Source organism: Zoogloea sp. JDB1 (genome assembly GCF_056724025.1).
The window spans coordinates 1,547,068-1,567,994 of sequence record NZ_CM161496.1 but is presented as its reverse complement, the minus strand read 5'-3'; the positions used below and the strand labels follow the sequence as shown (position 1 = coordinate 1,567,994).

The following is a 20,927-nucleotide window of genomic DNA, read 5'->3' as shown; positions in this document are numbered from 1 at the left end:
ATCAATGGAGGAGGAATAATCCGTGAATACCTTAGTAGAAACGCTGAATGAAACGAAACCGTTGTCGGTCAAGCATGTGCCGATCAATCTGTTTGCTTCGGTCATGGGACTGGCTGGCCTTTCGCTTGCCTGGCGTTTGGCGCATAAAGCGTTTGGCAGTGACGCCATGATCGGCGACGCCATCGGTTTACTGGCGGTGGTGGCTTTCATGCTTATCGGACTGTCTTATCTGGCGAAGTGGATCAAGTACCCGGACGCGGTAGCCAGCGAATTCATCCATCCAATCAGCGGCAACTTCTTCGGAACCTTCAATATTGCCTTGTTGATGCTGTCCGCGGTTCTGTCGCCGTTTAACACGACTTTGGGGCAGATCGTATGGATTGCCGGCACCATGACTACGCTGATGCTTGGCTATATCGTGATGTCACGTCTCTTGTCGGTAAAACAGGATCCGGCCCACGCTGCGCCCGTGTGGTTGATCCCTGGTGTGGCGGCACTCGACGTCACGGTAGCCGGTGGCTCCATGCCGTTTACCTGGGCGCCAGAAATCAATCTGTTTGCCACAGCAGTCGGCACTGTGCTGGCGCTCGCCTTTTTCACGCTGATCATGTCACGCTTGATACACCATGATCCGCTGCCCGTACCACTGCGTCCCTCCTTACTCATTCTGACTGCGCCATTTGAGGTGGGATTTCTCGCTTATACCAATCTGGTTGGCCACGTTGACATGTTTGCTGCGCTGCTGTTCTATTTCGGTCTGGCTCTATTCGTCGTGCTGTTCTTCAAGGTGTTTCGACGCTCGACCACGTTCGGTCTGTCATGGTGGGCCTCCAGCTTCCCGATGGCAGCTCTCGGCAACGCGGCCCTGAAATATGCTCTGGCCAAGGGCAGTTGGCCGACCATGCTCATTGCCGCCCTGGTACTGGCACTGATCAGCGTTGCTATCGGTGCGATCTTGTTGCGGACACTGCATCACTTGTTCACCGGACGCTTGTTCCGAGGTTGAGAAATCGTACGGCAAACAGATCTATCACCGTCCGCTTCGGCCGATTACCGGCCCTTATCCCCCAGCACAAAATCAGCCAGCACGCCGCCATTCACCTGGACTTGTGGTATTCGGAAACCAGCAGCCGTGCTTTGAGCAGCATGATGTCCTTCAGCATGCGTATTTTCCGGCCATGCTCCTGGTGCGCGAGATCATAGATCTGCTTCTTGAGCGTTTCATCGCACTGCTCCGGCAAGCTCAAGGACCATTGGGTGAAATAGGTGTCGTAGCTGTCGATCGTCTTGATCAGCTCGAAGCGCAGCTTTTCCCGGTTCTTTGCCGGGATGGGGGCCAGTATTTCCTCAATATCGGCATCGTAGTCGTGATTGCGCGGGTTATTCGGAATGGGAAATTCGATGATCTGGGTCATGGCTGCATTCACCTGTTGATCGTTTCGAGCAAGGCCGAGCGTGCTTTCGTGATGCGTACGAATTGTTCGTGGCTGCCGCCAGCGTCGGGATGGGCTTTCTGGGCGAGCTTTCTGAAGGCGGCATTGACCTGGCCGCGGTCGAGTTTTCCGTCGGCCGGCAGGTTCAGTGCCTCGCGGTGTTTCCGCTCGTCCCCGGGTTGGCGCATGCCGTGATGGCGGCTCTGCCGGCCGGAGAGGCGCGCGAACTCTTCGTCCATGCGCTGCTGGGCGGCGCGGCGCAGGTGGATCGATTCCTCGCGCAATTCCGCCTGGTCTTCCTGCCAGCGCTGGCGCGACATGACGATGCAGGCCGCAAAAGCGATCCGGCCGTGGGTCTCGAGTTCATCGAGGCTGAACGGCCCGACCATGTCGAAGGGATCGTCCAGCCATGCCTGGCGGCCATTGCTGCCTGGCGCGACGCGGCCGAGTGTGGCGGTGGTGACGAGGCCGAGCCCCCCGTTCCAGATGACCCATTCCTCGTCTCCGGCGGCGGAATACGTGTCAGGCATGCCTTGCCTCCGGGGCCTTGCCCGCGTGATCCGGGCAGGGGCGCGCGCCGCCGTGAGGGTGGCGTCTGTCCGATGGGCGGCAGGAGATGGCCGGGTATGTGGCTTGAATTGAAGGAAACACGACAAAAATCGCCCGTTTGAACGCTGTTTCCAACGGGGTTGCAAATAGCGCACCAAGCACAGCCTGCGCCGGCGGGCTTACACGGCGGACTCGATCTGATCGCGTATCCGCCGGTGGAATTCGGCCGGCGGAAGCGGGAGATTCCGTGGCGCCACAAATTCATTCCTCCATATGAAAAAAAGGATTTGTCATGTGACAAACCCTTTTTTTCATATGGCAAACATCTTTTTTCACACCACAGGAAAATTCCGTGGAGCGACGGAATCATTTTTTTCACGTCACCATAGGCCCTGGTCGCATGGAAAAAAGCGCCGGTGGCGTGGCCGAATCAATCGAGCACACGAAAAAAAACTATTTTCACAGGACAAAAAGATTCTTCCCTATCAGGATTCCAACCCTTTGCGGGACGCAGCCGCCACCTTGGCTCGCGCCGCGTGCAGTTTCCGGTAGCTGTCGATCAGGCGCTGGTGCCGGTCGAGCCCTTCCAGTTTCATGCTCGTCGGCGCCAGACCGTGGAAGCGCACGCTGCCGTCCACCGAGCCCATCGCCGCGTCCATGCGCGGGTTGCCAAACATGCGGCGGAAATTGGCCTCGTAATCGTCCAGCTCCAGCTCGTCGTCCAGCACCACCTCCAGCACCACGTTCAGGGCCTGGTAGAACAAGCCGCGCTCGACCGTATTCTCGTTGTATTGCAGGAAGGCCTCCACCAACTCCTTCGCCGCTTCGAATTGCTTCAGGGCGAGATTGATCAGCAGCTTCAATTCCAGAATGGTCAACTGGCCCCATTCCGTATTCTCGTCGAACTCGATGCCGATCAAGGTGATGATGTCGGTGTAATCGTCGAGCTGGCTGTCCTCCAGCCGGTCGAGCAGCGCCTGCAGGCGGACATTGTCGAGGCGATGCAGATTCAGGATGTCCTCGCGGAACAGCAGTGCCTTGTTGGTGTTGTCCCAGACCAGATCTTCCACCGGATAGACTTCCGAATAATCCGGCACCAGGATGCGACAGGCGGTTGCGCCGAGTTGGTCATAGACCGCCATGTACACTTCCTTGCCCATCTCCTCGAGAATGCCGAACAGGGTTGCGGCCTCCATGGCATTGGAGTTTTCGCCATGGCCGGAAAAATCCCACTCGACAAATTCGTAATCGGCCTTGGCGCTGAAAAAGCGCCACGACACCACGCCGCTGGAATCGATGAAGTGCTCGACGAAATTATTCGGCTCGGTGACGGCATTGCTTTCGAAAGTCGGCCGCGGCAAATCGTTGAGGCCCTCGAAACTGCGCCCCTGCAGCAATTCGGTCAGGCTGCGCTCCAGCGCAACCTCGAAACTCGGGTGTGCACCGAAGGACGCAAATACGCCACCGGTACGCGGGTTCATCAACGTGACGCACATCACCGGGAATTCACCGCCCAACGACGCATCCTTCACCAGCACCGGGAAACCCTGATCTTCCAGACCCTTGATGCCAGCCACGATGCCCGGGTATTTCGCCAGCACGCCCTGCGGCACATCGGGCAGTGCGATCTCACCTTCCAGGATTTCCCGTTTGACCGCCCGCTCGAAGATTTCTGACAGGCATTGCACCTGGGCTTCGGCCAGCGTATTGCCGGCGCTCATGCCATTGCTGAGGAACAGGTTATCGATCAGGTTGGTCGGGAAATACACCACCTCGCCGTCCGACTGGCGCACATAGGGCAGCGCACAGATGCCACGCTGCACATTGCCGGAGTTGGTGTCGTAGAGGTGCGACGCGCGCAGCTCGCCGTCCGGGTTGTAAATCTCAAGGCAGTAATCGTCGAGCAGGCCCTCGGGTAACGCGTCCTTCTTGCCCGGCTTGAACCAGCGCTCGTCCGGGTAATGCACGAAATCCGCATTGGCGATGTCTTCGCCCCAGAACTGGTCGTTGTAGAAATGATTGCAATTGAGGCGTTCGATATATTCGCCCAGCGCCGATGCCAAAGCACTTTCCTTGGTCGCGCCCTTGCCATTGGTGAAACACATCGGCGAATGGGCGTCGCGGATATGCAGCGACCACACATTGGGGACCAGATTGCGCCACGAGGCGATTTCGATCTTGATGCCCAGGCCCGCCAGAAAGCCCGACATATTGGCGATGGTCTGCTCCAGCGGCAGATCCTTGCCCAGAATATAGGTGCTGGCCTGCGAATCCGGTTTCAGCGTCAGCAAGGCCTGCGCGTCGGCATCCAGATTCTCCACTTCCTCGATGACGAACTCCGGCCCGGTCTGCACCACCTTCTTGACCGTACAGCGGTCGATGGAGCGCAGGATGCCCAAACGGTCCTTGGCGGAAATATCCGCCGGCAGTTCGACCTGGATCTTGAAGATCTGCTGATAACGGTTTTCGGGATCGACGATGTTGTTCTGCGACAGGCGGATGTTCTCGGTGGGAATGTTGCGGGTTTCGCAGTACAGCTTCACGAAATAGGCCGCACACAAGGCCGAGGACGCCAGAAAGTAATCGAACGGCCCCGGCGCCGAGCCATCGCCCTTATAGCGGATGGGCTGGTCGGCGATTACCGTGAAGTCATCGAACTTGGCCTCGAGACGAAGCTTGTCGAGAAAATTGACCTTGATTTCCATGGGGGAATTCCGAGATGGCGTTCAAAACGAATGGCCGCCATTATCGCGGTTTTCCCGGTGGGAAACCCGTGTGGTCGAGATTGGCCTGGATCTCCAGCAGCAGGGCGTCGAATGCATCGGCCAGTTGCCCGGCCAGTTGCCGGCACTCGGGGCTGGCCTCTCTGGCGGCGCGCTCCAGGCACATCGCCAGTTCCTGGCAGGAGGTGGCGGACAGATTGCCGCTGACCCCGCTCAGGCAGTGGGCAGTGAACTGGAGTTCGGCAAAGTTCGCCTCGGCGCCCAACCGCCGTAGCGCGGCCGGCATCCCGCCAAAATCGTCCACCGCCCGGCGCAACAGCTTGTCAATCAGAGCTGGTCGGCCGGCGAAGCGCTGCCGCAGAGCGGTCCAGTCGAGCACGCCTGCACCGGCAGGGCCCGAGAGACCGGCCTGCGCCACCGCCAGCTCCCCGGCCAGGCCGCCCTGCGGCGGGGCCGTGCGCGGGTCGATCAGACGGAAATCGACAACCTGCCGGATCGCCGCCACCAGGCGGTCCGGCTCGATCGGCTTGGCCACATGAGCCACCATACCCGCCGCCAGACAGCGCTCCTGCTCCCGCTGCACCACGTGGGCGGTCAGGCCAATCACCGGCAGGCCGGGGGCCAGCGCTCGGACCATGCGGGTCGCCTCGTAGCCATCCATCTCCGGCATCTGGATGTCCATCAACACCACGTCGTAAGCGTCGGGCTGCTGCTTGATGCATTCGACGGCCTGTCGGCCGTTCTCGGCAAAGCGGCAATACGCACCTTCATGCAGCAGCAGATCCTCAAGCACCACGCGGTTGAGCTCGACGTCCTCGGCAGCCAGCACCCGCAGGCCTGCCAGCCGCTTCGCTGCGGGCAAGGCCTGATCCGGGCAGTCGGAGCAGGATGCAGGCGCCGCGGCCTCGACCAGGGGCAGACGCAGGCTGAAGCAACTGCCCTGCCCAACCGTGCTGTGCACCTCGATTCCACCGCCCATCAGGCACGCCAGACGCATCGAAATCGCCAGCCCCAGCCCCGTTCCGCCAAAGTTGCGGGTGGTCTGGTTGTTGGCCTGCTCAAAAGGCAGAAAGATGCGCTCAAGCTCCTCTGAGCTCATACCGATGCCTTCATCGGCAACCTCGAACAACAAGTCGCCCCCCTCGACCCGCACCGCCAGTGACACACGCCCCCGGGCGGTGAACTTGACCGCATTGGAAAGCAGGTTCACCAGGATCTGCCGTATCCGCAGCGCATCCCCCTGAATCCAGGCGGGCAGGTTCTGTGCGGCATCGAGGGCCAGATGGAGCCCCTTTTCCTGGCAACGGGGCCGCACGAGTTCGGCCGTCTCGGCGATCAGGGCGGACAGGCAGATCGGCGCCGCGTCGATGTCGAGCTTGCCGGCCTCGATGCGCGAGAAATCCAGAATATCGTTGAGCACGCCCAGCAGATGCTCCCCCGCCGTCAGGATGCGCTTGAAATGATCCCGCCCACGCGCCTCCTGGCTGTCCCGCGCCCCGATGCGGGCCAGCCCGAGCACGGCATTCATCGGCGTCCGGATCTCGTGACTCATGTTGGCCAGGAAGACGCCTTTGGCTTCCGAAGCCGCCTCCGCCAGCTTGCGTGCCCGCTCCGACTCGTCCATTGCATCGGCCAGCCGGTCCGACAAGGCATTGATGTCGGCAACCAACTGGCCCAGTTCGGTGCCCGTATGCCCCTGTGGAACCGAGAGGTGTTTTCTGTCCCCGGGCGTCCTGCGTTTCAGTTCCGACGAAATCTTGAGCATCGGGCGAATGAAGAAATGCCCGAAAGCCACCACGATGACCAGCAAGACGAATAGCAATTGCAGCGCCAGCTGCTGCAGTGCCAGGCGGATATCGGAGTCACGCAGTGCGGCAACGACCTGCCCATCCGCCTGCAAGGTGATTTCACCGATCGTTTTGTCCCTGCTGAAGGGCGATCCGATGCGCCGGGTAATGGGTTTGACACGACTGGCCGCTGAGCGGCGACTGCCCCCCCGCTCGAGTTGCGCCAGGACCTCGGCATCGCTGCGGATGACCACGCCGAGCACTTCCGGATTGCTCATCAAGCCCAGGGCAACTTCCTTGGCCAATTCACGGTCCTGCACGTAGCACACCACTTTCAGCGCGCTTTCCACTGTCCCCAGCAGACTTTCGAGGCGGGCCTCGATGGTGCTGGTCGCCCGCTCACCGGTCACATGGGCGGTATAGGCCATCGAGACGATGGCGGCGACGAGGAAGGCGACGACCGTCACGCCCGCAGCATGCGCGGCAATGCCACGGTTCCTGAAACCGGACATCACAGGTTGCGACGCATCCTGTTCCACTATGTCGGGAGCACTCATGGATTCCCCAGGGGCAGAACGATCCGTACCCGCTCATCGACCTGCCGGCGTTCAACATAGCCGATCGCACCCTCGACCGTCGCCACGGCCTTGATCATTTCCTGTACGGAGGAGCTCACTTCGGGCGGCTTCGCCTTGCCGGAGAAATAGAGGCGCGCCCAATAGGCGCTTATTTCCGCCGGATTCTTGTCCACCAACTTACGGTAGAAAACCGTGCGCAGCTCATCACCAGCAGGAAGGTCATAAGGCCTGGCGAGGATGCCAGACGGCAGCTTGCGGTAGCGGCCGAGAAAGATGTTGATGACCTCGTCCTGCGTCAACGACTTGATACCACTGCCGGCCCCGACCACCACCACCACCTCCGCCAGCACGGACGTGGGTGCCAGCAGGGCCAGCAGCGCGAACAGGAGCGTACGCAGCTTCGCCATGATCGATCAGTAGGCAAAATCCAGTGCAGCACTGAATACATTCATATGCCCATCCCACTGGACATTCGGACCGCGGAACAGGAATGTCGAATTGGTGCTGCCACGAATGACGTCCGCCTGGAACTTCAAGGCCCAGTTTGGCCGGAAGTCCCAGCGTACCCCCAGTGTCGCCGTATGCTGATCCAGATGGGTTGCCGCGACGATCTGCTTCCCGAACGCATTCAACGCGGGGCCAAACGGACCAGCCGGGATTGTCGTGACCTTGCTCGGGGAGCTCCTCACCCAGGAATAGCCCATGTAGGGCGTGAGCACGCCCAGACGATAAGCGCCGAGCACAAAGGCCGCCCGGCTGTCCTCGTAGGATTCGGTTTGATGCTTGATGCGTCCGATCATCCCTTGAAGCTGCAGCGCACCTTTGTCGTAGACGAGGCCTACGGAGTCGAAACGGGAGCGGGTATTAACGGTACTGAGCTCGGGGAGCAGGCCGGTGATATCGACAGGCGCAATCTGCTTGAGCGGCGCCAGCGCCGGGATCGAGCCAATCCAGAGATTGGCCAGATAATTCAAGGGCAGCTCGGAAGCCGAGAATTTTGCCTCCATGTGAGTGGCCCTCAATTGCCATGGCCCCTTCAGATAATCCAGATAGCCGCCGAACAGCTGCGCCCCCCTGATGTCCCAAGTCACCGGGTCGTAAAATCCTGTTCTTTCCGGCGAGCGCCCTCCATATAGCTTTCCACGCAGCACCCCATCCCCAACGGCAGAGCTCACCATGACATCCGCACCATCGAAATAGGCGAAGACCAGGGAGCCATAGAAATCCGCCGGAGGACGAATGGCGATGTTCGAGTAACCGACCAGCCGCGAGTCGGCCAGCATATAGATTTCCGGCGCCAGTCGGCCGACACGGACCTGCAGGTCGGGAGAGAACTCGTGGCGCAGAAAGGCCCAGGACACTTCCGGCGTGTGGGTCCCCTCGGGGCGGTAGCGGCTGATCACCTGCAGAACGCCTTCGGTCTGCGGCCCGAGGTGCGCATTCATCTGCAGGCCCACCACGGAATCATTGCGGGTGGTCCAGTGCTTCGTCACCCCGCGCGGCTGGGACAGATCGCGCACGAACTCGGCATCGTTGCTGTCCGAGCGCGCGATCCCCAGGGTGCCAAAGCCTTTGAACTCCACGGCCGAAGCCACGGCCTGGAAGGCTGAGTCCTGAGCGTGAGCATGGAGAGATGGCACGATACCTGCCATCACGGCTATGAGCCTGGCTAGCGCACGACGCATGATGAACGACCAAGCCACCATAAAAGGGCACCGGATGAAGCAGGAGGAACAGACGCTCACTGCGAGCTACCGCCTCTTTCAATGACTTTATCTTAGCCAGACTGAGCTTGCCCGGACAACGCAAGCCGATTCATTTCACGTAATCACCCAAAATTTAACAGTCTGAACGGTGACGCCTACTTCACGCCCGCCTCACCCCTTGCCCTCGCCTGGAAACAGGCGAAAAAATCATTCAGAACAATTCACCAGCGGTAAAAAAATAAAAATATGGAACCTATAGCGGCTCTGCAAGGCCATTGCCTGACAATTCGGTGATGGCACAACAAATCATTTTCTGCATATGAAAAAAGGGATCCATCAGATGACAGATCCCCTTTTTCATATGGACGACTTCTCTTTTCACATCACGAAAACTACAGAAAATATGAAAAAGTGCGCTGACGATTCGACAAAACAGCTCGATGGAATGACGAAATCATTTCTCCATATGGGCGAATAATTTAATCATACCGCCGATGCTCTCTTGCATTTGAAAGATCGCCCCCCTCATATGAAGGAAACGTCTTTCATTGAGCAAAAGTTTCTCGCCATGTGAAGTGACTGGAACAAATAAAGTCAGTCGAGAGCACCGCTGTCAAGTCATTGACCCATAAGACGTTAAGCCGCGCCTTAAAGTCCGTCGGGCGTAGCCAGTTTGTCGTCTCAAGTTTCACACCGACAAACAAAGTCAGTCGGTGCTGCAAGGGCCAGTCCGACCAAACCAGCCGCCCGGTTCGGCATGGATCGCGCGGATGTGCTCGACGAGAGCAACGTTACACCCGATGATCACCAAATGTTCCGCAGGGGATGCCCATACCCAACATAAGCCGCAGAACAGTTGAACTTCAAGCGTTCTGGTCGTGCTGTCGAAATGCCTTCCAGAGCATCAGGTCGTAGCCAATCTTCAAAACCCCGCAAGCGACCAAAGGTGCTGCAAGCCAACCTGCTGCAAATAGAGCTCCACCTATCGTCGGGCTGATGGCAGAGGCCAGGCTGCGCGGAACAGCCGTAAAGCTTGCCGCCGCCGCACGCTCCCCGGGTGTCACCACCTCCATCACGAAGGCACTACGCACCGGCACATCCATCTGCGACAACAAAGCCCGCATGAACAGCAGGGCAAACGCCAGTTCGAGATTTGGTACAAAGGCCACCACGATGAGGCAGATGCTGGCCGGGATATGAGTGAACACCATGGTATTCACCAAGCCGATGCGTTCGGCTACCTTCGGCGCAATGAGCTGAGACACGGCGGACAACAGCCCAGCCCAGAAGAAAAAGCTACCGGCGGCCAGCAGGGAAAGGTCGAAGCGCTGAAAAAACCAAAGCGCCATCAAGGCATTGATGGCTAGGCCGCCCGCAAAAGAGTCCAGTGAAAACAGTAGTGCCAAGCGGACAACGGTGCCCTTCGATTCACCGAGCGGCTGCGGTGGCTGCGCCTCGACTTCATGTTCAGGCGCCGGCATCCTGCAATACAGCAACCAAACCACGCCACCAACCAGCCCATAGACCAGGAACATCCCCCGGAATGCCGCCAACTGTTCGATACCCAAGATCGCTACCAGCAGTTGCGGAACCCCAGATGCCAGCGCACCCAGCGCAGCAAACAGCGCACCCAGCAAGGAATAGCGCGCAAACACGACGGTTCGCGCGGCACCGTCGCTGGACTCAGCTAACCGAGCATGTTCGAGCGGCAGAAACACGCTGACATCCCCGGAGCTGGGATTCAGAGTGCCAATGAAAGCGACCAGGAGCAGCGGCCAGAACGCTGACAGGCTGGCGAAGGAAAGCCCGGTGCCGAGCATTAGCAGTGCAGCGCCCAGCAGCAGACGCCGGTGATGGAAATGATGGCCCCAGGCACCAACCGCCAGGGTGGCGAATGCCGACCCGAGCAAGGTTGCGGTGCTCAGGACGCCGACATCCAGTGTCCCGAAGCCAAGTGCCAGCAGGTAGGCCGGCAACAGAACCGCCACATAACCATCGGCAAACGCCCTCAGCGCCTTGCCCACCAGGAGGGGCAGGACTATGAGGTCAACGCCCTCCGGCAACAACAAACGACCAATCACTTGAGCCCCAGAAACCGGCCGACCTTCTTCAATGGCGTATCGCCGCACCACGCGTAGAGCGCATCGTAGATGACCATGCCGTGGGCCAACATCTCGTGGTCATCAGCGAAGTTCAGCGACAGGCCCTTGGAGATGGCCAGCAAGCCGGCTGCTTCCTTGGCCAACTCTGGTTGCCCGCAGTCGGCTCCGCGCACGATGAGCGCCAGTTTGTCGAGCGCCGAATCCTGGAGCGCGTACTTGGCCATGAAGGCATCGAAGCTGCACTGATCGCCATGGTGTCCCAGTTCGACGTTGGGCACATCGTAGGGAATCGCCCCGGTTTCGGCCGCAATTCGCAGCACGTCACCGGCGGGCACGTAGAGGAACTCCGGGTCTTCATCGACAAAGCGGCTGACCAGCCAGGGGCAGGCGATGCGGTCGATCTTGGGCCGTTCGCGGGTAATCCATTTCATCGGGGCACCTCGTACTGATGGAGGGTAAAGGCGTCAAGCTCCCAGAAAGCACTTCCTGGTCATCCAGGAACAAACGAATATCCTGTCCCTTTCGGAGAACCCGGTAGCACTCCTCAGGTTCCTTGGTTTGCATCCATTGCCAACAGAGCTCACTCGTGCTCACCCGCCAATGGCCTTTGGTAGGTTTGCCCATGTTCATGCCTCGTAATTCCCCACCCGCCATGAACTGGTTGGCAAAGTGAATACCGTCCCCGAAATCCTGGTTGGAGAAGGCATGCCTGATGGCATTGCCCCGCAGCCATACCCAGCCTGGGTCAGTGGCTGCAGCATTGATGGCTACAGCCAGGGCCACCACCATGAAGAGCCAATGGGTCGCTCGCATGTTGCGGCTCAGATGAACGTCTTCACCAGAAAGCCGATAACCGCGGAGCCGGCAATTACATGGATGACATCCGCCTTGAAGCGGAACAGCGCAATCGCGGCGCCCAACGCAATCAGTGCCGACACCCACTCGAATGCGCCGCCAAAACCCTTCGGCCACAGCACGTGGTAGCCGAAGAACAGGGCCAGGTTGAGGATGACGCCGACCACTGCCGCGGTGATGGCGGTCAGCGGTGCGGTGAACTTCAGGTCGTTGTGGGTCGTCTCGATGAAGGGGCCGCCCATCAGGATGAAGACGAAGGATGGCAGGAAGGTGAACCAAGTGACCAACGTGGCCGCTACAGCACCGGCCAGGAACAGGCTTTCCGGACCAAACACGGCCTTGACATAGCCGCCGACGAAGCCGACGAAGGTGACCACCATGATGAGCGGTCCCGGTGTGGTTTCGCCCAGCGCCAGACCGTCGATCATCTGGGTTGGCGTCAGCCAGCCATAGCCACCGACTGCGCCCTGATAAACATAGGGCAGTACGGCATACGCGCCACCGAAGGTCAGCAGTGCTGCCTTGGTGAAGAACCAGCCCATCTGCGTCAGGGTATGGTCCCAGCCGTAGCCGGCGGTCAATAGTCCCATCGGCACCAGCCACAGCAGGCCGCCCAACAGCGCGACCTTGACCATCTTGCTCCAGGCGAACAACGCGTGCTCCGGTGTCGGCGTGTCGTCGTCAATGAGGGCCCGGCCAAAGGACTTGTCCGCCTTGCCATGCCCGCCGCCAGCCTTGAACTTGTCCGGCGCGATGCGACCACCGAAGTAGCCGATGGCAGCCGCCACGGCGACGATGGCCGGGAACGGTACGTTGAGCGCGAAGATGGCAACGAAGGACGCCGCGGCAATCGCCCACAGCGCGTTGTTCTTCAGGGCGCGGGAGCCGATTCGGTGCGCCGCCTGGACGACGATGGCGGTCACCGCCGGCTTGATGCCATAGAAGAGGCCGGCCACCAGCGGCATCTCGCCGAAGGCGATGTACACCCAGGACAGACCAATGAGGATGAACAGCGACGGCAACACAAAGAGTGCACCAGCCACGATGCCTCCCCACGTCCGGTGCATCAACCAGCCGATGTAGGTGGCCAGCTGCTGCGCCTCCGGACCGGGAAGCACCATGCAGTAGTTGAGTGCGTGCAGGAAGCGCCGTTCCGAAATCCAGCGCCGGCGTTCCACCAGCTCCTGGTGCATGATGGCAATCTGCCCGGCTGGGCCACCAAAGCTGATGAAGCCGAGTTTCAGCCAGAACAGGAAGGCCTGCCAGAAGCTGACCTGGGCGGGTTGGTCCTCGTCGTGTGTTTCGGATTTTGCTTTTGCTGTCAGGGTCGTGTTCATGATTTCGGGCCTTTCTCAAAGGAGGCCATGAGCCCATCGAAGAGGTGAGCGGCCAGCCCGAGCAGCTGGTCGTCATCGCGGATGGTGTCGCGCAGGCCGGCCAGGGCGCTTTCGATGCCGGCCGCCTCAGGTGGCTGCACGCCACCGACATCGAGAAAGTGGACCAGGGCACCGAGGCGCAGCAACGCCGGATTTTCGAGGCCAAAGCTGGCGAGCAGGACCTCGAAACTCACGCGGGCGCCAACATGGGTGAAAGCGGCACCGTCGAAATCGAATCCCAGTGCATCCGCGGGACAATCGCCGGGCGACGGCAGCCACCGGATGGTGGCCTGCGGGTCGATGAAGCGGCGAATCAGCCAGGCGCTGGCCAGTCGGTCGACCCACGGGCGCTGGCGTGTCGCCCACAGACGGCCTTGGTAGTCCTGAATGTTCAAGCGGGTGATGGGGTGCTCGGCAGCATGCGGCTCGTCCGGAGACAGGGCCCAGGCCGCCCGTCGTTCGAGCTCTTGCAGGGCTTCATCGGCCTGCTTCTGGGCTTCGCCCGGGAAGAAGTCGATGGCCGCCAGGTTGACGAAGGTCTTGCGCAGCTTGCGGACTTGCTTCAGCGCGTCGTTCGCCGTATCCGGACTCAGTCCGTTTCGTGCGGCGGCAATATCTCCCAACAGCGCGGCAAAGTCGGCGCTGCGGTCGAACAAGGCGATGAAATTGCCGTCGCTGGGTTCTTCCATGCGAACAAGCAGTGCCGTTCCTTCTGCCGCACGGATATCCGTGGCAACGGTATCCAGCGTGCCGCGGCAATCCTCGCGTTCCGGCATCAGATAGACACCATCCCGCAAGACCGCAGCGCCTGACGCCTTGAGGTTGCGCCAGGCCCGCATGCGGGCGGTGGCGTTCTCGGTGGGCAGGCTGGTGATGAGTGCAATCCAGGTAGTCATGAATACACTCTACATCTAAGTAGATATTTCTACAAATTCGTTCTTAAGGTACACATAATGTTCGAGCGGTGAGTGCGTGCCACAATCTGCCCATTACTTTCGTCCCCACCTCCATGAGTTCTCGCTTTAGTCCGGGCGTTGTTGCCGCGCTCGTCGCGGCATTGCTGTTTGGTGTCAGCGCACCCATTGCCAAGTGGCTGCTTCAGGCTGCCAGCCCCTTGATGCTCGCCGGGCTGTTATATCTGGGCTCCGGGCTGGGTTTGAGCCTGTACCGCCTGGTGAGCCATGCGCAGCCTGTTTCGCTCTCGCGCCACGAGGCCGGCTGGTTTGCCGCCGCCGTGCTAACTGGAGGGGTCGTCGGGCCAGCCCTGCTGATGTATGGGCTGACCGGCATGCCGGCATCGGGGGCCGCACTCCTGCTCAATGCCGAAGGCGTGCTGACCGCACTGCTGGCCTGGGTGGTTTTCAAGGAGAACTTCGACCGGCGCATCGCCCTCGGCATGATTGCAATTGCCGGCGGCGCAGTCATCCTGAGCTGGCCGGGTGACGCGCGGTTTGCGGGTGCCTGGCCAGCGCTGGCCATTCTCGGTGCGTGCCTGTGCTGGGCCGTCGACAACAATCTGACGCGCAAAGTGGCGCTGGCCGACGCAACCTGGATTGCCGCCGTCAAGGGCTCGGTGGCCGGCAGCGTCAACTTGGGGCTGGGGCTACTGTTGGGTGCGGAAATTCCCGGTCTGTGGTCAATCCCGGCCGCCTTGCTGGTCGGCCTGTTGGCCTATGGCATCAGCCTCGTTCTCTTCGTGGTCGGCATGCGCCATCTGGGGACCGCCCGGGCTGGCGCGTATTTCTCTGTCGCGCCGTTTTTCGGTGCCCTCCTTGCCGTACTGGGCGGGGAGCCGGTCACCCTCCCGCTGCTGCTCGCCGGCGCCTTGATGGCACTGGGAATCTGGCTCCATCTGACCGAAAGGCATGAGCACGCCCACGCCCACGAGGCGCTGGAGCACAGCCACGAACATGTCCATGATGAGCACCACCAGCACCCGCATGACACTCCGGTTCCTGTGGACACCAAACACACACATCCGCATCGGCATGAGCCGATGGTGCACACGCATGCCCATTTCCCCGATGCCCATCACCAGGGACACCATCACTAACGCGAATTACTGCTGCGCCTCACCGTGCGGGATGACGCGAACCAGCACAATCCGGGGGCCGTTCATTTTTTTCACGACAGTATCGAACAGTGGAAACTGAATGCGCCGGCCTTCTTCAGGGAGGTCGCCCAGTTGCTGCATGATGAGCCCGCCGATGGAATCCACACCGGCCTCCTCTATGTCGATACCCAAGGCGCGCTCCAGCGTGAAGAGGGGCAAACTACCCTTACCGATGAGCGAGCCATCATCGAGTCGTGACCACTCGTTCTGCGCCTGACGGAATTCGTCCCGGATTTCGCCCACCAGGGCTCCCAGGAGGTTATCCAGGGTCACATAGCCCAAGGGGTCCGCGTTCTCAAAAGCAACGACTGCAAAATGTGGCGAGCCCTGGCGGAAACGTCGAAACAGTTCCATCACCGGCAATCTCGGAGAGACAACCTGGGCCGGACGCACCAGTTTGTCCAGGCTTTCAAGCGCCGACGACTTCTGCAGGGCAATGAAGACGTCTTTCAGGTGGACAACGCCCTTGATGTGACCGTCTGCATCGAGATAGGGATAACGGCTGTAGCGGTGTTGGGCAATTTTCTCCAGGCTTGCCTCAAGCGGGTCGCGCTCACTGAGCGTGACGGCCTCCTGAAACGGGCGCATGAGGTCCGCAACGTCCAAATCCCGAAAATCGAGCGCCTGTGCCAACACCCGCCATTCGTCCTGAGAAAACCCTTGGTCGGCGCGGGAAGAGCGCAGGATAAGCTTGAGTTCTTCGGCAGAATAATGACTGTCGTGACCATGGGCCACATCCAGATTCACCTTGCGCAACACCCAGTTGGCACTGTGGTTCAGCACCCAGATGGCCGGATACATCGCCCAGTAAAAGGCATACAAGGCGGGCGCCGTCCATAGACCGACCTGCTCGGAAACCCGAATCGCCATGGATTTGGGTGCCAGCTCGCCAACCACGATATGCAGATAGGAAATAATGAAGAAGGCCGAGAAGAAGGCAATGGCATGAATGAGGTGCTCATTGTCGATACCGACGGCCGTCAGAATGGGTGTCAGCACATCGGCGAACGCCGGCTCACCGACCCAACCCAGTCCCAGTGAAGCGAGGGTAATGCCTAGCAGGTTGATGCAGAACCCAGTGAACGTTCTGACCACCCGCCTGTCCTAGCCGTATCCCCGAACCCCAGGCACAGCAACGATGCGCGGCGAAGTCGATCCCCAGTCTTCGATGTTTCACTACTTCTCGGTCGAATCCCGGATTCCGGCCGATCATCCGTTGCGGCCGGTGAAGAAACTGGCCGACTCGGCGCTGTCGGCTATTTCTGCCGAGCTCGATGGCCTTTACGCCAATACAGGGCGCCCTTCGATCCCACCGGAGCGCCTGCTCAAGGCGCAATTGCTGATCGCCTTCTACTCGGTTCGCTCGGATCGGCAGTTCTGCGAACAGCTCGATTACAACCTGCTGTTCCGCTGGTTCCTTGATCTGGACCTCGAATCGGGCGGGCTGGATCAGTCCAACTTCAGCCGCCTGCGCGAGCGCCTGGTGGAGACCGACATCGCCCGCCGCTTCTTCGACGAGGTGGTGCGCCTGGCCCGCAAGAACAGGCTGCTGTCGTCTGATCACTTCACGGTGGATGGCACGCTGATCGAGGCCTGGGCGTCCTTCAAGAGCTTCAAGCGCAAGGACGACGATGAGCCGCCCAAGTCCGGTGGTGACGGCACTGGGATGGTGGATTTCAAGGGCGAGAAACGTTCCAACGCCACTCACCGGAGCACCACCGACCCCGACGCGAAGCTTATGCGCAAGGGCAATGGCCAGCCGGCCAAGCTCAGCTACGGCGGCCACGCCCTCATGGAGAACCGCAGCGGCCTGTGCGTCGATTTGCTGATCACCGACGCGACACTGGCCGAACATCAGGCCGCCCGCCAACTGCTGACCCGCGCCCGGCGCCGCCGGATTCATCCCAAGACCCTGGGGGCCGACAAGGGCTACCACGTGAAGGACTTCGTCCAGCATCTGCGCGAGCACAACATCAAGCCGCACATCGCCCGTATCGAAGGACGCAAGACACCAGGGCTCGACGGGCGGACAACCCGCACCGAGGGTTACAAGATCAGCCAGCGGAAACGAAAGCGGATCGAGGAGATCTTCGGCTGGCTGAAGACGGTGGGTGGAATGAGAAAGACCCGTTTCATCGGCGAGGCGAAAACCCAGATCGCCGCCTACCTGTCGGCGGCGGCGTACAACCTGCTGCGGATTGCGAAATTGCAGACCGCGGGGGGCGCGGCATGATGCGGCACCCGGAATCGGGGGAAAACCCATTCCCCGGCTCATTCGATAGGCATTAAAACTAGAATGGGAAACCAATTCCGGGAATGAAGTCATGAGAAGTCGGATGGCGAGGGCTACTGCTGACGTGGGTTCTTTGGGTTTTGCATCGGGCTGCTAGCTGGCAGGCGGAAAGGTACGCCTCCAGGTCCTGATGCACTTTGGCAAGGATTCGACCCCGCCAACCGTGCGATTTGGCAATCGCTTTGACGCGCGTTTGCCGGAGCTTGACCAGCCCGAACTCAGCTGCAACGAAAAAACCGTTGAGAAGAACAAGTAATAGAGCAACAACAATAAGAACCAGGCTACTCGCCATACCGCGGACACGTCGTGCCCGATGCCTTTCTTTGAGTTAAAGAGAATGCATGCTAGCAGAAGCGGCCTGCCCCATCGAATCAGGCCGCTTCCGCCACATGCCACTAGGAAATTACGCCACGCCTCTCAACATCCTGGGGATTTGACCGAAACGAAGATAAAGCGCCGGCACGACAACCATGTTGAGCAGCGTCGAACTGGCCAGGCCGCATAGAATCACGACCGCCATGGGCGACTGGATTTCACTGCCCGGCTGACCTGCCGCCAAGGCGAGCGGCACCAGCGCCAGCCCGGCTGCCAAGGCGGTCATCAGGATGGGCACCAGCGTTCCTCCGAACCGCGAATGACGGCCTCGCGTGCATCGCGCACGCCCTCGTCCCCCACCTGGTGCTGAATATGGGCAACCATCATCACGCCGTTCCGGGTGACACATCCTCCAGAGCCATGCCGATAACCGCTCCCGTCGGCTTCCACGCTCAGGGCGGCGTAGCTTATACTCAAGCAATGCAGCGTCTGCGCACGTCCATCCTTCTTGCTTTCTGCCTATGCTGGCAGGCCTTGGCGCATGCCGGCTACAGCATTGGATTCGAACAGCAGATTGGCCTTGAAGACGCAGGGTTGCACTTTTTCTCCAAAGCTCATCATCACACCGGGCATGATGGTGGAGCCCATCAGGATGATTCAAAAGACTCCTTGAAGCATCTCAGTGAAGATGGGGCGTTTTTTTCACCTGCTTTGCTTGTTAGTGTGAAGTGTGATGTGCCGCCATCTCTGTCTTTGGAGTTGCCGTGGGCTCAGGATCTGGACATCCCTACAGGGTGGCTGGATGGTCTTGATCGCCCTCCAAAACTCCACTCTTGAGCGCTTCGACGCATTGTTAAGCTTTTTCCAGGAAATTGCTTAACCCATCGTGTCGAGTTTGCAGTCTTGGGACGCACCATCAATCGTTTGTGTCCTTCACAGACTGCGATCGCGCCAGGAGAACAGACGATTTATCAGTCAAGTTGGTAGCAGGCGTCTGTCCTCCGGGTCCCTGATCTACATGGCCTTCGAATCGCTCGTCGATCCGAAAGGGTTTTGTTTGGCATGAGCAGTCGCTACGCCGCGAGAGGCGTAGTCTTGTGTTGACAAGGCCGGCCATGCCCGACGGTGTTCTCGGACATGAAAAACTATCTGCTCTTCGTTGAGTCCTATCTTCACAACCTACTCTTTTCGCCGTCTATTGTTGACGCTCGGTCGGGTTTCGATTTAACACTCACATCACACTCGAGCCGAGTTTCACGTGCGTTCGCTGCCATCGAAAGCGTGTGCTCCGGTCCCGTTAAGCCCCGCCGGATTATCTTGTTTCTCTCTGATGCCGATTTGAGTCGGCCATTGCCGCCGCCCCTGGTGCGCCTTGCTTCGAGAGGGCTTGAGATACTTCGCTGTGAGGACGTGGGGCCTCATACGAAGCTGCAACCCTATCTGGCCCTCCATGAGTACTTCACCCATCCAGTCGTCACAATAGATGACGACGTTTTTTACGACGGGAATCTCTTGCTTGATCTGGTTTCAGCGTGGACTGCGCGCCCTGAAATCATCCACTGCTCGCGGGCTCGCAAGATAGTGCTTCGAGGCAGTGGCTTTGCTCCCTATGCGTCTTGGCCGCTATGTGATCAGAGCGTGCCCTCCTATTCAAACTTTGTGACGGGCGTTGGAGGGGTAATCTACCCTCCGGAATTTTTATCAGCCCTGAAGGGTGCAGGTGATGGCTATCGGCATGTCTGTCCGATGGCAGACGACATCTGGATTAATAAGCAGGCGCTGCGTGCAGGCTTTAGGGTATGCCAGATGAAGAGCGCCCCGGCAAAGCTCCTTGATGTGCCTGGAGCTCGCCGTACGGCACGATTCAAGACAAATGTGCGGCACGGAGAAAATGACGTTCAGCTTCGCCAGGCATACACTTCGCGGGAGATCGGCAGCATTACACTTTCTGCCGCATTCGACAGGAGTTTTGGACGTGAAACTTCCACTCCCCAAGCCTGTTGAAGGGATCGCCTTGCTGGGGCTGTCTGGGCCCCGGTGAGCATTATGGTTCGGATAGATGGCAAGGGATTGTTGCAAAGCCAAGCAAAATCCGGACTCGTTGGCAAGCCGAGTCGCTGCTGCAGCGACTCGGCACCTCCCCTTTTCGCTTCAGACGCGAGAATCACGAGGCTGTTACCGACGGTCGAACCGATCCACCCAGAGTCGCAGCCGGCTAGTAATCGACGCAAGCAAGAGGTCGCTTGAATCACGAAGACTTGAAGAGGCCGAGCTATAGAAATCGGGTGATCGCCTTGAACTCTTCAATGCTCTTTGTGGCGTCCTGGCTCCCCAGCTGCAGCGCATCCTCGAGGCAGTGATCGATGTGATCGTGCACCAGCGCCTTCTTGGCCATGTGGATGGCACTCTCGACGGCCTGAAGCTGCTGGGCAATTTCGACACAAGAGCGGCCATCTTCCAGCATGGCGGTGATGCTTCTCAGGTGCCCCTCGGCCCTTCTCAATCGCTTGACGACGGCGGGATGAGAACTATGTGTAGACATTTTGATCCCTAAAATCCTGGGGGGGAGGATATAATAGCTGAAACGTAAGCTGTGCAGTATCTCGGACCACGGCACACTTTCGATACCGTGCAACATGCACCCGGACATGAAAAAAGTCTTTCTGATCCTGTTGGCCATCGTACTGCCGCTTCAAGTGAGCGCCTCCGCGGCGTTCGGCTTCGTGCATGCGCTTCAGGGAAGTCAGGGGGGTTCTTTTTCTTTCAAGCACTTTTCCGAGCATGTTGATCATGTGGCGCATCATCACGATGATGATGATGGCGATGATGCTCACGAAGACGACACTCCAGTATCAACGCAACATCTCCTCAACTACGACCATGGATTCGGGATCTATGCCTTGATTCCGGCGTCGGCGGGGGTTTCATCCATCGATTTTCCTCGGGCGCCCCCTCTTTTCAAGCACGAGACGCTCGTATCCCGCACGATCAGACCACCTTTGCGTCCCCCTCACATGCCCGCCTGAGGCGGGCAAGCATCGGTCAACCGCACTATCTGCATCGATAGAGCGGTGATGCCCCGCCAGATTGCCATTTT

General features: G+C 59.6%; 20 protein-coding genes. 6 read left to right on the top strand and 14 right to left on the bottom strand.

All coding sequences use genetic code 11. The features are described from left to right. The first annotated feature begins 22 nt into the window (after positions 1 to 22). Positions 23 to 1,006, top strand: coding sequence for an SLAC1 anion channel family protein (locus AC1PPK_RS06890; RefSeq protein ID WP_481117097.1), 984 nt, complete (start codon positions 23 to 25; stop codon positions 1,004 to 1,006). A gap of 91 nt (positions 1,007 to 1,097) precedes the next feature. On the opposite strand, the gene AC1PPK_RS06885 is transcribed toward AC1PPK_RS06890, so the two are convergent. The 10 genes from AC1PPK_RS06885 to AC1PPK_RS06840 all read right to left on the bottom strand — a co-directional run bounded on the left by AC1PPK_RS06885 (position 1,098) and on the right by AC1PPK_RS06840 (position 14,005). Continuing rightward, on the bottom strand, positions 1,098 to 1,415 hold the full coding sequence (locus tag AC1PPK_RS06885; protein WP_481117096.1) for a hypothetical protein: 318 nt from the start codon (positions 1,413 to 1,415) through the stop codon (positions 1,098 to 1,100). 8 nt (positions 1,416 to 1,423) lie between these two features. Then, positions 1,424 to 1,963, bottom strand: a complete 540-nt coding sequence (locus AC1PPK_RS06880; RefSeq protein WP_481117095.1) for a J domain-containing protein — start codon at positions 1,961 to 1,963, stop codon at positions 1,424 to 1,426. 504 nt (positions 1,964 to 2,467) lie between these two features. Next, a complete protein-coding gene (locus tag AC1PPK_RS06875; RefSeq protein WP_481117094.1) occupies positions 2,468 to 4,687 on the bottom strand; it encodes an OsmC domain/YcaO domain-containing protein in 2,220 nt (739 codons plus the stop codon). Between the two features lie 40 nt (positions 4,688 to 4,727). Continuing rightward, on the bottom strand, positions 4,728 to 7,004 hold the full coding sequence (locus AC1PPK_RS06870; RefSeq protein ID WP_481117093.1) for an ATP-binding protein: 2,277 nt from the start codon (positions 7,002 to 7,004) through the stop codon (positions 4,728 to 4,730). 41 nt (positions 7,005 to 7,045) lie between these two features. Beyond that, complete coding sequence (locus AC1PPK_RS06865; protein ID WP_481117092.1) at positions 7,046 to 7,477, bottom strand: hypothetical protein; 432 nt, start codon at positions 7,475 to 7,477, stop codon at positions 7,046 to 7,048. A 6-nt stretch (positions 7,478 to 7,483) separates the two neighbouring features. Continuing rightward, entirely contained in the window at positions 7,484 to 8,722 is a 1,239-nt protein-coding gene (locus AC1PPK_RS06860; RefSeq protein ID WP_481117091.1) for a hypothetical protein, read from the bottom strand. Positions 8,723 to 9,639: 917 nt separating this feature from the next. Then, positions 9,640 to 10,857, bottom strand: coding sequence for an MFS transporter (locus tag AC1PPK_RS06855; RefSeq protein WP_481117090.1), 1,218 nt, complete (start codon positions 10,855 to 10,857; stop codon positions 9,640 to 9,642). Then, positions 10,854 to 11,309 carry a chromate resistance protein ChrB domain-containing protein gene (locus AC1PPK_RS06850; protein WP_481117089.1) on the bottom strand — a complete coding sequence of 152 codons (456 nt, stop codon included), beginning with the start codon at positions 11,307 to 11,309 and terminating at the stop codon, positions 10,854 to 10,856. The genes AC1PPK_RS06855 and AC1PPK_RS06850 overlap by 4 nt, the downstream gene beginning before the upstream one ends. 390 nt (positions 11,310 to 11,699) lie before the next feature. After that, the gene (gene chrA / locus AC1PPK_RS06845) at positions 11,700 to 13,070 is read right to left on the bottom strand and encodes a chromate efflux transporter (protein WP_481117088.1); all 1,371 of its coding nucleotides are present in this window, start codon (positions 13,068 to 13,070) and stop codon (positions 11,700 to 11,702) included. Then, positions 13,067 to 14,005, bottom strand: coding sequence for a chromate resistance protein ChrB domain-containing protein (locus tag AC1PPK_RS06840; RefSeq protein ID WP_481117087.1), 939 nt, complete (start codon positions 14,003 to 14,005; stop codon positions 13,067 to 13,069). Before AC1PPK_RS06840 ends, chrA begins: the two co-directional genes overlap by 4 nt. Before the next feature lie 113 nt (positions 14,006 to 14,118). Here AC1PPK_RS06840 and AC1PPK_RS06835 point away from each other — a divergent pair, with 113 nt between their 5' ends. Further along, entirely contained in the window at positions 14,119 to 15,162 is a 1,044-nt protein-coding gene (locus tag AC1PPK_RS06835) for a DMT family transporter (RefSeq protein ID WP_481117086.1), read from the top strand. A 6-nt stretch (positions 15,163 to 15,168) separates the two neighbouring features. On the opposite strand, the gene AC1PPK_RS06830 is transcribed toward AC1PPK_RS06835, so the two are convergent. Next, a complete protein-coding gene (locus tag AC1PPK_RS06830) occupies positions 15,169 to 16,317 on the bottom strand; it encodes a hemolysin family protein (RefSeq protein WP_481117085.1) in 1,149 nt (382 codons plus the stop codon). A gap of 43 nt (positions 16,318 to 16,360) precedes the next feature. Between AC1PPK_RS06830 and AC1PPK_RS06825 the strand changes: the two genes are divergently transcribed. After that, positions 16,361 to 17,455: an IS5 family transposase gene (locus AC1PPK_RS06825; protein ID WP_481117084.1), complete on the top strand. Its 1,095-nt coding sequence runs from the start codon at positions 16,361 to 16,363 to the stop codon at positions 17,453 to 17,455. A gap of 58 nt (positions 17,456 to 17,513) precedes the next feature. Here the strand turns inward: AC1PPK_RS06825 and AC1PPK_RS06820 are convergent, their stop codons facing one another. Beyond that, positions 17,514 to 17,807, bottom strand: a complete 294-nt coding sequence (locus AC1PPK_RS06820) for a CNNM domain-containing protein (RefSeq protein WP_481117083.1) — start codon at positions 17,805 to 17,807, stop codon at positions 17,514 to 17,516. 111 nt (positions 17,808 to 17,918) lie between these two features. Next, a complete protein-coding gene (locus AC1PPK_RS06815; protein ID WP_481117082.1) occupies positions 17,919 to 18,128 on the bottom strand; it encodes an efflux RND transporter permease subunit in 210 nt (69 codons plus the stop codon). Positions 18,129 to 18,202: 74 nt separating this feature from the next. Here AC1PPK_RS06815 and AC1PPK_RS06810 point away from each other — a divergent pair, with 74 nt between their 5' ends. Together AC1PPK_RS06810 and AC1PPK_RS06805 are read left to right on the top strand one after the other, a co-directional pair. Then, positions 18,203 to 18,667 carry a hypothetical protein gene (locus tag AC1PPK_RS06810; protein WP_481117081.1) on the top strand — a complete coding sequence of 155 codons (465 nt, stop codon included), beginning with the start codon at positions 18,203 to 18,205 and terminating at the stop codon, positions 18,665 to 18,667. 300 nt (positions 18,668 to 18,967) lie between these two features. Continuing rightward, complete coding sequence (locus tag AC1PPK_RS06805; RefSeq protein ID WP_481117080.1) at positions 18,968 to 19,834, top strand: hypothetical protein; 867 nt, start codon at positions 18,968 to 18,970, stop codon at positions 19,832 to 19,834. 268 nt (positions 19,835 to 20,102) lie between these two features. On the opposite strand, the gene AC1PPK_RS06800 is transcribed toward AC1PPK_RS06805, so the two are convergent. Beyond that, the gene (locus AC1PPK_RS06800; RefSeq protein WP_481118191.1) at positions 20,103 to 20,372 is read right to left on the bottom strand and encodes a metal-sensing transcriptional repressor; all 270 of its coding nucleotides are present in this window, start codon (positions 20,370 to 20,372) and stop codon (positions 20,103 to 20,105) included. A gap of 106 nt (positions 20,373 to 20,478) precedes the next feature. Between AC1PPK_RS06800 and AC1PPK_RS06795 the strand changes: the two genes are divergently transcribed. After that, positions 20,479 to 20,856, top strand: a complete 378-nt coding sequence (locus AC1PPK_RS06795; RefSeq protein WP_481117079.1) for a hypothetical protein — start codon at positions 20,479 to 20,481, stop codon at positions 20,854 to 20,856. The last annotated feature ends 71 nt before the right edge of the window (positions 20,857 to 20,927 follow it).